13 protein-coding genes are annotated in these 12,844 nt (G+C 40.7%); 4 read left to right on the top strand and 9 right to left on the bottom strand.

All coding sequences use genetic code 11. The features are described 5' to 3' along the window. The 3 genes from B3X18_RS14320 to B3X18_RS14310 all read left to right on the top strand — a co-directional run. Window positions 1-1,984 (top strand): TonB-dependent receptor family protein (locus B3X18_RS14320; RefSeq protein ID WP_286935770.1); only part of this gene is annotated, 1,984 nt, incomplete at its 5' end. A 114-nt stretch (window positions 1,985-2,098) separates the two neighbouring features. Further along, window positions 2,099-3,184, top strand: a complete 1,086-nt coding sequence (gene trmA / locus B3X18_RS14315; protein ID WP_005026214.1) for a tRNA (uridine(54)-C5)-methyltransferase TrmA — start codon at window positions 2,099-2,101, stop codon at window positions 3,182-3,184. Window positions 3,185-3,424: 240 nt separating this feature from the next. Continuing rightward, window positions 3,425-3,652, top strand: coding sequence for a hypothetical protein (locus B3X18_RS14310; RefSeq protein ID WP_005020007.1), 228 nt, complete (start codon window positions 3,425-3,427; stop codon window positions 3,650-3,652). A gap of 93 nt (window positions 3,653-3,745) precedes the next feature. Here the strand turns inward: B3X18_RS14310 and B3X18_RS14305 are convergent, their stop codons facing one another. From B3X18_RS14305 to rutD, 8 genes are all read right to left on the bottom strand, one after another. Further along, on the bottom strand, window positions 3,746-4,627 hold the full coding sequence (locus B3X18_RS14305) for an NAD(P)-dependent oxidoreductase (RefSeq protein WP_005026217.1): 882 nt from the start codon (window positions 4,625-4,627) through the stop codon (window positions 3,746-3,748). An 80-nt stretch (window positions 4,628-4,707) separates the two neighbouring features. After that, a complete protein-coding gene (locus tag B3X18_RS14300) occupies window positions 4,708-6,060 on the bottom strand; it encodes a solute carrier family 23 protein (RefSeq protein WP_005026219.1) in 1,353 nt (450 codons plus the stop codon). 41 nt (window positions 6,061-6,101) lie between these two features. After that, a complete protein-coding gene (gene rutF / locus B3X18_RS14295; RefSeq protein ID WP_227548704.1) occupies window positions 6,102-6,629 on the bottom strand; it encodes an NADH-dependent FMN reductase RutF in 528 nt (175 codons plus the stop codon). Window positions 6,630-6,785: 156 nt separating this feature from the next. Further along, window positions 6,786-7,169 (bottom strand): pyrimidine utilization protein C, encoded by a 384-nt coding sequence (gene rutC / locus B3X18_RS14290; RefSeq protein WP_005020003.1) that lies wholly within the window; start codon window positions 7,167-7,169, stop codon window positions 6,786-6,788. A 35-nt stretch (window positions 7,170-7,204) separates the two neighbouring features. Beyond that, window positions 7,205-7,945: a pyrimidine utilization protein B gene (gene rutB, locus B3X18_RS14285; protein ID WP_005026223.1), complete on the bottom strand. Its 741-nt coding sequence runs from the start codon at window positions 7,943-7,945 to the stop codon at window positions 7,205-7,207. Next, window positions 7,942-9,054 (bottom strand): pyrimidine utilization protein A, encoded by a 1,113-nt coding sequence (gene rutA / locus B3X18_RS14280; RefSeq protein ID WP_005026225.1) that lies wholly within the window; start codon window positions 9,052-9,054, stop codon window positions 7,942-7,944. Before rutA ends, rutB begins: the two co-directional genes overlap by 4 nt. A gap of 787 nt (window positions 9,055-9,841) precedes the next feature. After that, entirely contained in the window at window positions 9,842-10,441 is a 600-nt protein-coding gene (locus tag B3X18_RS14275) for a malonic semialdehyde reductase (protein ID WP_005026227.1), read from the bottom strand. 20 nt (window positions 10,442-10,461) lie between these two features. Beyond that, window positions 10,462-11,244, bottom strand: a complete 783-nt coding sequence (gene rutD, locus B3X18_RS14270) for a pyrimidine utilization protein D (RefSeq protein WP_005026229.1) — start codon at window positions 11,242-11,244, stop codon at window positions 10,462-10,464. Window positions 11,245-11,524: 280 nt separating this feature from the next. Here rutD and B3X18_RS14265 point away from each other — a divergent pair, with 280 nt between their 5' ends. Then, entirely contained in the window at window positions 11,525-12,058 is a 534-nt protein-coding gene (locus tag B3X18_RS14265) for a lecithin retinol acyltransferase family protein (RefSeq protein ID WP_005026231.1), read from the top strand. A gap of 1 nt (window position 12,059) precedes the next feature. On the opposite strand, the gene B3X18_RS14260 is transcribed toward B3X18_RS14265, so the two are convergent. After that, window positions 12,060-12,836 (bottom strand): hypothetical protein, encoded by a 777-nt coding sequence (locus tag B3X18_RS14260; protein WP_005026234.1) that lies wholly within the window; start codon window positions 12,834-12,836, stop codon window positions 12,060-12,062. Between the last annotated feature and the right edge of the window lie 8 nt (window positions 12,837-12,844).

The raw sequence follows: 12,844 nt of genomic DNA, 5'->3' as shown, positions 1-12,844 counted from the left end.
GCCACAAAATCAGAATAATCTGGATGTGAATCTGTCAGAAACCCTAAAAGGTGTTCCAGGGCTGCAGATTAATAACCGTGAAAACTATGCGCAAGATCTGCAAATTTCCATGCGTGGCTTTGGTGCACGTTCAACATTCGGGGTACGCGGTATACGCTTATATGTTGATGGTATTCCTGCCACCATGCCGGATGGTCAAGGTCAGACCTCAAATATTGATTTGGGCAGTCTCGACCATATAGAAGTATTAAGTGGTCCATTCTCTTCCCTGTATGGAAATTCATCTGGCGGGACTATTCTTACCACGACACGTAAAGGCAAAGGTCGTGATTCTGTTGAATTGGGTTATGCCGAAGGCAGCCATCATAAAAACAAAACCAGTCTGGTTTTACAAGGTGGTGCAAATAAAGCAGGTGAACCAAGCTATATCATCAGTTCATCTTACTTTGACACTGACGGCTTTCGGGAACATAGTGCAGCACGTAAAGTCCTGAACAATGCAAAGCTGAGCTGGAATCTGGAAGATGGTTCTCAAGTTAACTGGGTAACCAACTATGTCAAGATTAATGCAGATGATCCACAAGGTTTGAACCGAGAGCAGTGGCAGAAAAATCCTCGCCAAGTCAATGATGTAAAGAATACCTATGATGTTCGCAAAGATATTGAGCAAACTCAAACAGGTGTAACGTGGACAAAACCAATTAATGATCAGCATGAACTCTATGTCATGACTTATGCCGGGCAGCGTCATGTGGTGCAATACCAGTCTATACCTCGATGCATATTTAAAAAAGATACCCAAGAATGTATACCTAATAGTACACAGCTAAACGCACGCCATGCCGGCGGTGTAATCGATTTTGACCGTATATATTACGGTACAGATTTGCGCTGGACCGGTAAAGAGCTACTGCCAAATACTACCCTAAGTATTGGTATGGCACTCGATGCAATGGATGAAGACCGGAAGGGTTATGAAAATTTTGTATTGAATAACAATACACCACAATATGGCGTAAAAGGTAACTTGCGTCGTGATGAGAAAAATACTTTATGGAATATTGACCCCTATATTCAGGCTTCTTGGCAATTCCTGCCAGACTGGCGGGTAGACAGTGGTCTGCGTTATAGCAATGTGCATTATGAATCTAAAGATAAATACATTAAGGGTCCCAATGAGGATGACAGTGGACAGACAGACTATCAGAAGCTTCTTCCCTCAATTGCATTAAGCTGGAATATCAGACCGGATTCAACACTTTATATTAGCTATGCTAAAGGCTTTGAAACACCAACCTTTACAGAAATGGCTTACCCTACCTTAGGAACTTCGGGGATTAATTTTGATTTGAAGCCAGCCAGCAGTGACAGTTATGAGCTTGGTTTCAAAACTCAGAATAATTGGGGCGATTTCAGTACGGCCATTTTCCATACTCAGACTCGCAATGACATTGTCTCGGCAGAGAGTAATAATGGCCGTAATACTTTTCAAAATGCCAAACGCACCCAGCGTGAAGGTATTGAGTTGTACTGGAATAAAAACTTGTGGCGGGAGCTTTATGCACAGGCAAGTTATAGTTATCTAAATGCCAAGTTTGATGCAGATATTCCTGGCTCAGACAGCCGTGAAACCGTATATAAAGGCAATATCATACCGGGAATTGCCAAAAATCAGGCCTATATCGCTTTAAACTGGCAACCCGAAACCGGTTTTCAGGCAGGACTTGATGTTCGCTACAATGATAAAATTTATGTAGACGATATTAATTCTGATACTGCACCAAGTTATACAGTTATGGCTGCGAATATTGGCTATGTATGGAAAAATGCTGACTGGAAAATCAATACTTTTGCCCGGGTAGATAACTTGCTTGATAAAGATTATGTAGGTTCAGTAATAGTAAATGATGGGAACAAACGTTTCTTCGAACCCGCAGATGGCCGCAACTGGAGTGCTGGTTTAAAAATGATCCGATCCTTCTAGTACTGTATAAAGACCGGCAAAAGCACAGCACGTTGAAAGGCAGGACTGATTTTTATTCCTGCCAATCTTTGTTAAGATGCAGCATCGATTTTCACCTGTTTTTGTTGATTCTTTATGACCGCGACCTATCAAGCCCAACTTGAAGCAAAAATTCAGCGTATTTCTACTCAATTTGCCGAATTTAACCCGCCTGCCCTGGAAGTATTTGAATCACCTGAACAGCATTTCCGGATGCGTGCTGAATTCCGTATCTGGCATACCGATCAGGATATTTTTTATGCCATGTTCGAACGTAATCCTGAAGACCAGCAAAAAACAGTTATTCGTGTAGATGAATTTCCAATTGCAGATCACAGCATTAACCAGCTTATGCCGATTTTACTTGCAGAACTCAAAGCAGACCCTCTGCTTGAAAAACGTCTGTTCGAGGTTGATTTCCTAGCTACTTTAAGCGGTGAGATGCTGGTTACACTGATTTATCACCGTAAACTCGACAATGAGTGGGAAAAGGCAGCAAGAACTCTGGCAGAAAAGTTAAATATTAAGATTATTGGGCGGAGCCGCGGTCAAAAGCTGGTATTAACTGATGACTTTGTTGTAGAAGAATTACAGGTATTAGAACAAAAATTTAAATATAAACAGATTGAAGGTGGTTTTACTCAGCCTAATGCAATTGTCTGCCAGAAAATGCTTGAATGGGCATGTAAAGCTGCCGAGGCATCACAAAAGCATCTTTTGGAACTCTATTGCGGTAATGGTAATTTTACGCTACCGCTTTCTTTAAAATTTGAGCGGGTGCTGGCAACCGAGCTGGCCAAAAGTTCAGTTTATGCAGCGCAATGGAATATTGAGCAAAATGGAATTAACAATATCCAGTTGGCCCGCCTCTCAGCTGAAGAGTTTACCCAAGCTTTCAATGGTGAACGTGAATTCAGACGTTTGCAGGAAGCAGAAATTGACATTCAGAGTTATGAGTTCGATACTGTTTTTGTTGATCCGCCACGTGCAGGAATCGATCTGGATACTTTAAAATTATTACAACGCTTTGACCGGATTATCTATATTTCCTGTAATCCTGACACCCTGCATGATAATCTTAAAATCTTATTAGAAAGCCACAAAATTTTAAAGTTTGCCATGTTTGACCAGTTTCCATATACCCATCATGTGGAGACAGGTATTTTGCTGGAAAAGATTTAAACAATTTGTATCATATGTAAAAGAGATTATTTTTATAATCTCTTTTTATTTTATAAAAAATATAACTAATACATATAGTTGTAAGTTATAAGATTTCTCCTCTGTCATAAAACTGTTAATTCGTAACAGTAAAATTAAAAGTTTTAACTGTTGAGCTCATCTTTTAAGACCTAGGATGACTTGTATTTTATTTTAATTTGGCTATATTTCCGCATATGTTAGGTTGATTAATATAAATTTATGAGTTTTTGGCAAAAGCTGTTCTCCGCAGACCAGCAACAGAACGCACATAAAAACCAGGTTGTTTGTGTCGAAAATGATTGTGCATGTAAAAGCAATGCACAACTTTTGGAAGCGTTGGCGAAAGCCACCAATGAAGATGTCATCGCAGGGATTACCCGGGTATTGGTATCACGTGGTTATAGCCGCAAAGAATTGAGTGAAATTTCTCATCATCCAATTCAGTAAAATGCCTTGTTGAAAATAACCATAAAAAAGTCCTGTTTATATACAGGACTTTTTATTAACAAATATCTAATCATATAGAACAACAAGATTTATTCAGGCAGATTGCAGGGTTAGATTATTCCATTGCTCCAGCTGCTGTACCACACTGGAAAAGTCACTTTCTGAGGGTAGATTATTACTGGCAGAACGATACAGCTGCTGTGTTAACTGCAAAACCGGCATTATAGTTTGAGTTGAGCCTGCAAGCTGTGTAGCAATAGTGGCATCTTTCGCAAGCAGGTTTAATGCAAAAGTTAAAGGAAATTCACGACTCAACACGCGCTGTGCAAAAATATTATGAGACATATTACTTTGACCGCTTGAGGCATTAATACATTTTAGGGCTGCATCCAATTCGACCCCTTGGCTTTTTAAATTACACATACCTTCAGCCAACGCCCATAAATTTGCTGCCATCAAAATATTGTTTACCGCTTTTACTGCAAATCCCGAACCACTTTCGCCTACATGCTGAATCAGACCGGCAAAAGTTTGAATGGCCGGGTTTGCCTGCTCTAGCATATTCGGGTCTCCACCAACCATAACGGTTAAGGTGCCTTTTTCTGCCCCTATAGTCTGTCCTGAAACTGGCGCATCAAGATAGGTTACGCCCTGCTCTTTTAATTGTTGTTGTAGCCGCTGTGCTGATTGTGGCTCTCCACTGGTACAATCTACCCAGATACTACCCGTTTTAGGTTGTGCCTCTTGAATAATCTCCTCAACCTGCTTACTGGTAGGTAAACAGGAAAAAATAATATCGGCCTGTCCCGCTTCTTTAAGACTGGTGGCTTGTGTTGCGAACACTCTGGCATGTTCTTTGGCCTTGCTGGCAGTACGGTTCCAGACCCGGACATCTGTATATACTTTGGTCAAATGGCCTGCCATATGCCAGCCCATTGCACCCAAGCCAATGAATGCTACAGATTTTATTGTCATAGTTACTTCCATAAAAGATAAGGTTTTTTAAAAACTGATAAATTTTTTATCAACTACTTTGTATCTGTACTGTTCTAGATTTATTCTTTAACGGGCATGGCAGGTGAAGTTAAAGGTGTTGTACCTGAACCAGTTTTAAGAGTCCGTGTTTCACGATTAAAAACCAGATTCATCAGAATTGCAGCAAAGGTTGCAGTACCAATTCCGCCTAAATCAAAGTTGCCAATATGCAGAGAATAATTACCTGCACCCATAATTAGAGCGATCGCAGCGACGATCATATTGCCATTCTTGCTAAAATCTACCTGATTACTAATCCAGATACGTGCTCCTGCGATCGTAATTAGACCAAAAACTACAATTGAAGCGCCGCCCAGAATTGCTACTGGAATGGTGCTGATCAGACTACCGAATTTTGGGGATAAACCTAACAGGATTGCAAAAACACCAGCAATAACAAAGACAACAGTAGAATAAATTTTAGTGGCTGCCATTACCCCAATATTTTCAGCATAAGTCGTCATGCCTGTACCACCTACTGAAGCTGAAAGTGTGGTACATAAACCATCTGCAAAGAAAGCCCTTCCCATATATGGAGAGATATTTTGCCCGGTCATCGCACTGACCGCCTTAAAGTGGCCGAGGTTTTCAGCAATTAAAATAATAAACACAGGTGCGATCAATAAAATGGCATTAAGCTGGAATACCGGCTGATGAAAAGCAGGTAAACCGAACCAGGCAGCACTAGAAATAGCATTAAAATCGATTGGTTTGCCTAAACCCATGACATTGGCGCAGACAAAGTATATCGCGTAGGACATGACCAGACCGATCAGTAATAGTAGACGACGAATCATGCCTCGGGTAAAAACGGCAATCGTACCAATACATAAAATAGTTACAAGTGCCATCCATGCATCGAAATTATTGGCTGAAACACTTTTAATGGTAACCGGGGCAAGATTTAACCCGATAATCATGACAATTGTACCGGTTACTACAGGTGGCATCAGTTTCTCAATCCACTGAGTACCAGTTCGCATGACCATTAAACCTACAATTGCATATAAAACTCCACATACAATTGTTCCGCCTAAAGCAAGCGCGATATTGGGATTACTGCCAGCTCCAGCATAGCCAGTGGCTGCAGCTACGGCGCCAATGAATGCAAAACTTGATCCCAGATAACTCGGCACATGGCCGCCTGTAATGAGGAAAAATAAAATCGTACCGATACCCGTAATGAGCATCGTCAGGCTCGGATCAAAACCCATCAATAGAGGGGCCAGAATAGTTGCTCCAAACATGGCAAAAGCATGCTGGGCGCCCAGTACCATGCTTTGCCCTACTGGCAGATATTCATTCATTGCTACAGGCGTTTTTTCAAGATTTCCCCGATAGGGACGCCATCTGACAAACCAACGTTCTTTCATGTCTACTACCCCCAAAGTTTATTTTTATTTCTGCAATAGATTTAGTGGTGTTGAGTAAGCTGGTGATAGGCGCGGTCAAAATAAACCAGACTGCGAGCTCCTGATTTTTGTTGAATACTTAGTACTTCACAGAAAAAAATATCATGTGTACCTACGCTACTGATCTGTTTAACCTGACAGTCAAAAGCCAGCATGGCGTCTTGCAATACCGGTGAACCAGTCGTCAGGGTTTGCCATTCGCCCTGTGCAAAACGCTCTGCCATTGGTGTTTTGCCGCCGAACAGATTACTCAGATTTTTATGCTCCAAAGCGAGCGTGTTAACACATAACACCTGATTCTGCTTGAAAGTTTCATAGACTGATGCATTACGGTTCAGGCAGACCAATAATGTAGGTGGCGTATCGGTTACACTACATACAGCAGATGCAGTAAAGCCCGCACGTCCCGCTGATCCGTCGGTACTGATAATATTGACTGCTGCCGCCAGATTGCTCATGGCGTTCCTAAATAACTGCTGGGTTTCATTTAAAACCGGTTTTTCTGAGGCTGATGACTCTTTTAATTTCATCAGAGATGCCGAAAGTTTTGTACTCACTGCCAGATCTTTTGCTACAACTGAATTCATGTGTAATTCTCCTCAATAGTAGAAAGATGCCAGGTTCGTGCGGAATTTTTTAGCCTTTAATCTGTTCTAGCATCTTTCTCAATATGGTCCATGATGCGATTAGCCAATATGAGCAACCGAAGCAATTTCAATCAGAGCTTCGGGTTTCACCAGCCCGCATTGGATACAGAAACGGGCTGGTTTTTCATTTGGGAAAAATTCTCTATAGACAGTATTGATGGCAGCATAATCTGCCCAGTCTTTTAAAAATATGGAATTAAAGGTCACATCATCCATCGTACCGCCCGCTGTCTCGATGACATTCTGAATGGTACTAAGTACATGTCGGGTCTGGGCAGCAGCATCTCCTACAAAGACCACCTCATTATTTGTGTCTAAGGGTAAGGTACCGGATACATATACAATATTGTCGGCCAAGGTTGCTGGAACATAAGGTGCCAAAGGCGTACCAGTACCTTCTGGTATAATTACTGTTTTTGCCATGTTTCTTCTTCCAATTTTTTTATTTAAAAAATAACTTATGCTGCTGAGCTCTGGGACTGTTTTTGACTAAAACACTGTTGCATGCTGGCTACATCAGAAACCCAGCCAAAAAAGGTTTTAACGTTATATAAAGTGGCTTCATGCGCTTCACGCGGACCAGCCTGATAGCAAGCATCATCAAGTAATACACCGAAGTACTCCAGGAAGAAGCCATCTCTTAAGGTAGACTCTACGCAGACATTAGTCGCAATTCCGGTGAATAATAAATTACGGATACCACGTGCACGCAGCACACTGTCCAGACTAGTATTAAAGAAACCACTATAACGGGGTTTATCGATAACAATATCACCCGTTACAGGCTTTAGCTCATCAACCAGCTCATAGTCCCAGCCGCCTTTAGCCAGTAATTTTCCCTGTAGCTCCGGCTGCTTACGCATGGTTTTCAGGGCATTTGACTTATGAAAATTTGGCGAACCTGCTCCGCCAGCTTCTACATAATGCTGGTCCCAGCCATTTCTGAAATAAATCACCTGAATACCTGCCTGATGGGCAATATCCACAGCTTTTTTAATTTGCTCAATGACTGGTTGTGTAGTAGATACATCAAAACCGGCCAAGTCCAGATAACCACCTGAACTGGCATATGCATTTTGCATATCCACAATAATCAATGCTGTCTGTTTGGGATCGAGCTTGATTGCTTCAGGAGCAGCATTCAAAATTGGTGCAGAATCTGAAGTAAAGTCGGCACATATTGCTGATTTCATATTCATGCGCTTTTCTCCAGTGCAGTGACCTGGCTTGGTACAGGGCTATCTACTTCAATACGGCTTTTCATCAGTGGCTGAATTCGGGTTCCGAAATCTTCTACACCTTTTATAAAATCATCAAAAGTCAGAAGAATACCGTCTGTACCTTGAACTTCTGCAATTTCATCAAGCATGGCAGCCACTTTTTCATATGAACCTACCAGAGTTCCCATATTGATATTGACTGGAGATACACTGGAAGCCATGTGCCGTATATTGGTGTCATTACCTGAAATCTTGTCTTTTCCGCCTTGGTCCTGTAACCACTGAATAGCTTGCATGTCAGCCCCATTATTATAGTTTTGCCATTTTGCCTGAGCCTTTTCATCAGTTTCATCAGCAATGATCATAAACAGTACATAAGTCGAAACATCACGGCCTGTCTTATCTGTCTGTGTTTTTAGACGTTCATTAATACCGGCATAGGCCGTTGGAGTGTTTAAGCCCTTACCAAAAACGAAATTATAATCGGCATACTTTGCTGAAAATGCCAATCCTTCATCAGACTGGCCTGCACAGATAATTTTCATGTCTGCCTGAGGCACTGGCTTCACCTGGCAGTCATCCATCTTGAAAAAATCACCTTTAAAGTCAGAGTGGCCTGTTGCCCATAACTCTCTTAATACCTGCACATATTCTGAAAGATATTCATAACGTTTACCAAAGTACTCGTCTCCCGGCCACATACCCATCTGGCTATATTCTGGCTTTTGCCAGCCAGTTACTACATTCAGACCAAAGCGGCCATTAGAAATAGAATCAATTGTGGAAGCCATTCTTGCTACAATTGCCGGTGGCATAACTAATGTAGCAGCTGTTGCATAAATCTGGATTTTGGACGTAACCGCAGCCAAGCCAGCCATTAATGTAAATGTTTCCAGGTTATAATCCCAAAATTCAGTCTCCCCCCCGAAACCGCGCAACTTGATCATGGATAAAGCAAAGTCAAAACCGTAATGTTCAGCACGCTGTACGATTTCTTTATTCATTTCAAAACTTGGTTGATATTGTGGTGCTGTTTTCGAGAGCAACCATCCGTTATTACCAATTGGACAAAAAACGCCGACTTTCATATTCGTACCTCTCTTTTAAAACTTCTCGAGTAAAAGGACCAAGTACATCAGTTCTTCTTGCTTGTATTTTTATTAATGCAAGGTACATGCCAATATTTTTTATTCTTTAATATCAACATATTAATAAAAAATTGAGATATTATTTTTTTTACCATTTAGTCTAAATAGGTGTATCAAAAAGTATCACGCGCACAAAATATGTGCATACAGTGCAAAATTTAAAGGCTTTTGAAAATAACTAATAAGATGAGTAGCTTTCATAGAATCTTAGACTGGCTCTATCCAGAATAGAAATGAATAACAGAGTTAAACCAAGTTTAAATATCAAGCGCACCATGACGTAAAAAACAGCGGTACATTACTCGCAAAGGTATTAAAATTATTTTTAAGATCTATCTTGAGTTGTATAAATATAGAGAAAATTATTAAAAATCAGAATTAGGGCAGTTCTATTAAATATAAATACTGTGAATAAAACGAGTAATCTGTGCTTTAAAGCGCAATACGACTGCAACAGTGGCTTTTTTAAGCTTCTTATCAAATATAAGTGTTTCCTAAGAAAATAATCGAAGCATACTAATAAATATAAATTAGATAAGGGCTCAAGAGTAGTATTTTTAATTAGATAGTGCATCAGGAACAGAAATATAAGCATCTTCAATTAATCGCAGCAAAAATCTATTCAAAGCTAATTTTTTAACTATTAATAATTTATTTAAGATTTAGTATTTTGATTTTTTAGAATTACTTGAGCAGCAACAACGCGTATGTTCCTGCTCGATGGGCTTTAGAGTATTTTGCAGGTTTTTTCAAAATTCAGTCGAGGTAACCGCTCAAACAATTTTTCTGTAGCTCCATAGCCAATATTAATCAGCAGGTTAGATTTCCAACTGGTGCCTGCAAAAAAAGTTTCATCAATTAAAGCTGGATTAAAACCGGACATTGGACCGGTATCAAGCCCCAGGCTCCGACAGGCCAAAATCAGATAAGCTGCTTGCATGGAACTGTTACGAAAAGCCGTTTCATGTGCCAGTTCTGGACTTGAAGTAAACCATGACCGGGCATCTCCATGTGGGAAAAGTTCAGGCAGCTGCTCATAAAATTCTGCGTCATAAGCTACTACCACTGTTACGGGCGCGCTCATTGTCTTTTCCAGATTCCCTGATGATAAGGCCGGTTTAAGTTTGGCTTTGGCTCCTGCAGATCTGATAAACAAAAACCGCGCAGGTGAACAGTTTGCCGAAGTGGGAGCCATTTTCACCAGATCGTAAATCTGCATAAGCTGCTCATCGCTTACATCACGTTCCTGCCATGCATTATAGGTACGTGCTTCAGTAAATAACTGCTTGAGTACATCCTGCTCTAGGCCTTGCTGATAAATTGTCATTTTCTACTCCCTATATCAGATTAATCTGTTGTTTTAGTTAAAAATTTAATTAGTATCTCATTTACGCTTTGAGCTTGGGTTATGGTACTGGCATGACCGCCATTTGGTATTAATTCCAGTTCAGCATTTTTAATCAGCTTGGCAAGTGCCAGCCCCCGTTTCCATGGCACCAGAAAGTCATCCTGATTGGTTAACACCAGAGTAGGATTTTGAATCTGACGCGCCACTTCAAAAGGTTGATAATTCTGTAATGCATGAAGCCGTTTAAAGACATTTTCTAGAGGTGCAAAAATATCGATCATTTTGTTTTCCTGTTCATTCAATTGCAGTGAATGTGCGGAAATCCAGGCAGGCGGATATAAAAATAAGGCCTGAGCCCGTATATAAGCTTCAATACCTGCATACCGAAGTAAAGCAATACGGGTACTAAAACACTTTTCAGTATGCGAATCGAGCCGGTCCCAAGCATTAATCAGGACCAGTCTATTGACCAGCTCAGGATAAAGCCGCACAAGTTCTATGCCTATAAACCCACCTAGGGCATGTCCTATAAAATGACAGTTTTGCTGTTGGTGCTGTTTTAAAATTTTTGCCAGATGCTCTGCCAGATGCTGTATGGAATAATTTTCCGGTAATTCTGGACTCTGCGGTTCTATGCCTTCATGGTCATAGCAAATGACCTGAAAATATTCTCTTAATGCTTCAATCTGCGGCTGCCAAAAATTCGCGTGGCCACCTAGGCCCGAACTGAGCACCACTGTCTGAACAGAATGGTTTTTACAGGGATAAATTTCAACAGTCATACACTCATCTGCTTTAGTTGAATTGTTTTATTCCCAGCAAAAAACATACCAGTTTTGACCAAACGGTCAATTTTCCATGAAGCGTTAAATGAAAAATATTTTTATTTTAAAAGAATTGTATAAGCCACCCTTAACAGTTTTTTATTTTTTCTAAAAAATCTGAATATTCAATAAAAGTGTTAAAACGCGCTATATTGTGACAGCCTACACTAATTTTAGGTATAATCCTGACCCTGCTTTCAATAAAGTAATCCCAACGATTTATTGGAATAAAAACAATATGCAGTCACGACGCGTAAAACGCTTCACTGTTGGAGCGCATTTAATTGTTAAACATTTTGGCTATACTCACCATGGTATTTATGCCGGGCGTGGTCGTGTGATTCATTATTCTGGTTTTGCCCATCTATTTAAAAAACATCCTATCGAAATGACCTCACTCAAGAACTTTTCTCATGGCAAGAAAATTTCTGTACGCCACTATGAAGCTCCAAAATATAGTGGCCGCACGGTAGTTAGACGTATGTGTTCCCGCATGCATGAGAATCAGTATCATCTTATTATTAACAACTGTGAGCATTTATGTAGCTGGGCCATTACCGGGGTCGAGAGCAGCCCGCAAGTGGTGAAGATGATGAATCGTCTGACAACTATCGGTTATGTCAGTTCAATCATGAGCTATATGAACAGCATGATGATTACCGTGGCTACCACATCCTTTGCGCTAGTATTGTATATCAAGAAAAAACTGCGGGATAAGGCAAAAATGCAGATTCCTTCTTATCTCATCTATAAACAGGAAGAAAAAAAGTAGTCTAATGGGTTTTATTGTTTAAAAAGATAAGTGGTTTCATTGCATATTGAAATAGCAATTGCAGAGTGATTGCTGCAATTATGGCAAGGATAAGCGCAAACCAGAAACTCATATATGGCCATGCCATTACCAATATAAAAAAGAAAAGTACAAGCGAATATAAGCCCCGTACTGTACCCCGATATAGAGTAGTGACCGCGTCGGCACCTTGTGTAATATGCGTAAAAACTGCCAGAATCGAACCAATAATTGGAAAAACTGCCAGTAATCCACTCCATGTTCCACCCACCAGATCAGCAGCCTGTGTAACTATCAGCGTGAATACTCCACCTGCTAACATTCGTACCGGCAGATCTTTTGCATGAGCTGCAGGTCGATACACCCAATTTTTCCGAGGTAATAAGTACGGTGTGAAGATCAAACCGAGTAATGCTATACAAAGGGCAAGATAAATATTTTGTGGTAAAAGTACCAGAAAGCTAGAAATAACACTCCAAACCAGCGTTGCCAGAAGAAAAGTCATCCACCAGTTAAGTTTCAGACTTAACCAGCAATAAGCTATCCCAAAACTCAGTAAGGCAATTACACCTGTAACAGCTGCTGTCGCAGTATATATACCAAACCCAACCCCCTGCTCTAAAGCAACCAGCACCACTATCGGGCCAGCAACTACCGGCATACCGGCCAATATACCGGCAACCGTTGTTCCCCAGCGCCGGCCAGCCAGACTGACCAGTAAGATAAAAGCAGGCACTATTAGCAGCTTTAACCATATCATATTTATAT

The organism is Acinetobacter sp. UBA6571 (assembly GCF_002434085.1).
In the GTDB taxonomy this organism is placed as follows: domain Bacteria; phylum Pseudomonadota; class Gammaproteobacteria; order Pseudomonadales; family Moraxellaceae; genus Acinetobacter; species Acinetobacter radioresistens.
This window is presented reverse-complemented; position numbering and strand designations above follow the sequence as displayed.

Bases quoted from the DNA above. Each gene is read 5' to 3' on its own strand.
- trmA (WP_005026214.1), top strand. From the start codon at position 2,099: ATGACCGCGACCTATCAAGCCCAACTTGAAGCAAAAATTCAGCGTATT.
- B3X18_RS14310 (WP_005020007.1), top strand. From the start codon at position 3,425: ATGAGTTTTTGGCAAAAGCTGTTCTCCGCAGACCAGCAACAGAACGCA.
- B3X18_RS14305 (WP_005026217.1), bottom strand. From the start codon at position 4,627: ATGACAATAAAATCTGTAGCATTCATTGGCTTGGGTGCAATGGGCTGG.
- B3X18_RS14300 (WP_005026219.1), bottom strand. From the start codon at position 6,060: ATGAAAGAACGTTGGTTTGTCAGATGGCGTCCCTATCGGGGAAATCTT.
- rutF (WP_227548704.1), bottom strand. From the start codon at position 6,629: ATGAAATTAAAAGAGTCATCAGCCTCAGAAAAACCGGTTTTAAATGAA.
- rutC (WP_005020003.1), bottom strand. From the start codon at position 7,169: ATGGCAAAAACAGTAATTATACCAGAAGGTACTGGTACGCCTTTGGCA.
- rutB (WP_005026223.1), bottom strand. From the start codon at position 7,945: ATGAATATGAAATCAGCAATATGTGCCGACTTTACTTCAGATTCTGCA.
- rutA (WP_005026225.1), bottom strand. From the start codon at position 9,054: ATGAAAGTCGGCGTTTTTTGTCCAATTGGTAATAACGGATGGTTGCTC.
- B3X18_RS14275 (WP_005026227.1), bottom strand. From the start codon at position 10,441: ATGACAATTTATCAGCAAGGCCTAGAGCAGGATGTACTCAAGCAGTTA.
- rutD (WP_005026229.1), bottom strand. From the start codon at position 11,244: ATGACTGTTGAAATTTATCCCTGTAAAAACCATTCTGTTCAGACAGTG.
- B3X18_RS14265 (WP_005026231.1), top strand. From the start codon at position 11,525: ATGCAGTCACGACGCGTAAAACGCTTCACTGTTGGAGCGCATTTAATT.
- B3X18_RS14260 (WP_005026234.1), bottom strand. From the start codon at position 12,836: ATGATATGGTTAAAGCTGCTAATAGTGCCTGCTTTTATCTTACTGGTC.